The 1,406-nt window shown below is 73.3% G+C and carries 1 protein-coding gene; it reads right to left on the bottom strand.

Annotated elements, in window-relative coordinates:
- Positions 1-146 precede the first annotated feature (146 nt).
- Positions 147-1,406, bottom strand: a 1,260-nt coding sequence (locus D7231_RS36725) for a hypothetical protein (RefSeq protein ID WP_158673893.1), incomplete at its 5' end; no start/stop codon positions are given.

The raw sequence follows: 1,406 nt of genomic DNA, 5'->3' as shown, positions 1-1,406 counted from the left end.
GTGCAGGCTGCTTCCGGTCTGCGGGCTCTCCTTCGGGTGCGAGGGGTGCCGGGGGCGCGGGCGCCCCGCGTCCTCCTCGGAGAACAGCTCTCCCTGCTCTCCGCCCCCGGCCTGCCCTTGGTCCTGGTCGTCGTCGTGGGGGTCCGTCACTGGCCCTTCTCCTTCAGCCATTCAGTCATCGGGATGTCGGTCTTCTGTCGGAACTGGCCCAGGCCCCGGCCCACGACGAGCCCGGAGGGCAGACGGCCGGTGCCGTCGTCCGCGTACACGACCTCGTCGGTGTCCACGTGGAGGGGGAACCGCGGGGTCGGGGTGGGGCCCTGGTTCTTGGCCATGGGCAGCACGCCCCCGGCCTTGTAGACCTTCCGCAGCACGCCGGTCCAGGCCGCGTCGCGTACGGCGATGCCCCAGTCCGGCCGCGCGGCCAGGCTCTGGCCCGGCTCGCGGAGCTTGCCGTGGCAGGTCCGGTAGAGGGCTTTCAGCCCGTTCCAGACGGCTGCCTCGTCGGGGTCCAGCGGGCAGCCCTTCGCGTCGGTGTCGGCGGCTTCCAGCGTCTTCAGCGCGTTCCACGTCGTGGAGTAGAAGGTGCGGAACCCCTCAAAGCTGGTGGCCTTGCCGGTCCAGGACTCCTGAATGGCGGGCTCCAGCCCCAGGTCGTGGAACATCTTCACGACGGCCGTGCCGACCCACACCCGGCCGCCCGCCGCGATCTCGGGCACGGGCGAGGGCAGCAGGGGGTGCGGCCACTCCGGCACGGTGATCAGCCACAGCCCGGCCTGGCCCGGGTCGAACTCCCCGCCGATCTCGTGGCGCAGCTCGTCGCCGGTGACGATGGCCTGCCCGTACGCGGGCAGGTACGCCTTCACCTGGTCCCAGCCCAGGACGCGGGGCAGCGTGCGCTCCTCGTCGGTCGGGGTCCGCGTCCAGGCGTCGGCGGCCCCCCACTTGGGCCAGCGGTAGGAGTTCTCCGGCACCCACCGGGGCCTGTGCCGCGCGGTGGCCGAGACGGACCCGCGCAGCGCGTCAACGGCCGTGTTACCCGCGCTGCTGGTCCAGTTCCACCCGGTCAGCTCGTTGAAGCGCTCCAGGCGGTAGGCCAGCTCCATGGCCCCGGCGGCGTCGTCCCTGCCGCCGCGCGGGAACTCCCCCGCCCGCAGCCAGTCGGCCACGACCAGCCGCACGAAGCGGCCGTGCTCGGGGTGCTGCAAGGTCGTCACGCCCATGACGATGGGCCGCTCCTCAGGCTTGCGGGCCCGGTGCCACCCGGCCTGTACCAGCGGCCAGAACGCGGCGCCGTGGGCCTTCCCCGGGCCCCTGGTCGGGCGGCCCTCCTTGGTCCAGGCGCTCTGAAGGCGTTCGAGTCGCTGGGCCGGGAGCCGGTAGGCGTCCCGCACGTCCGGCCCGAT

The sequence above is a fragment of the Streptomyces klenkii genome (genome assembly GCF_003626645.1).
GTDB lineage: Bacteria > Actinomycetota > Actinomycetes > Streptomycetales > Streptomycetaceae > Streptomyces > Streptomyces klenkii.
Note: the sequence above shows the minus strand (reverse complement) of the source record. Positions and strands in the feature narration are given on the sequence as shown.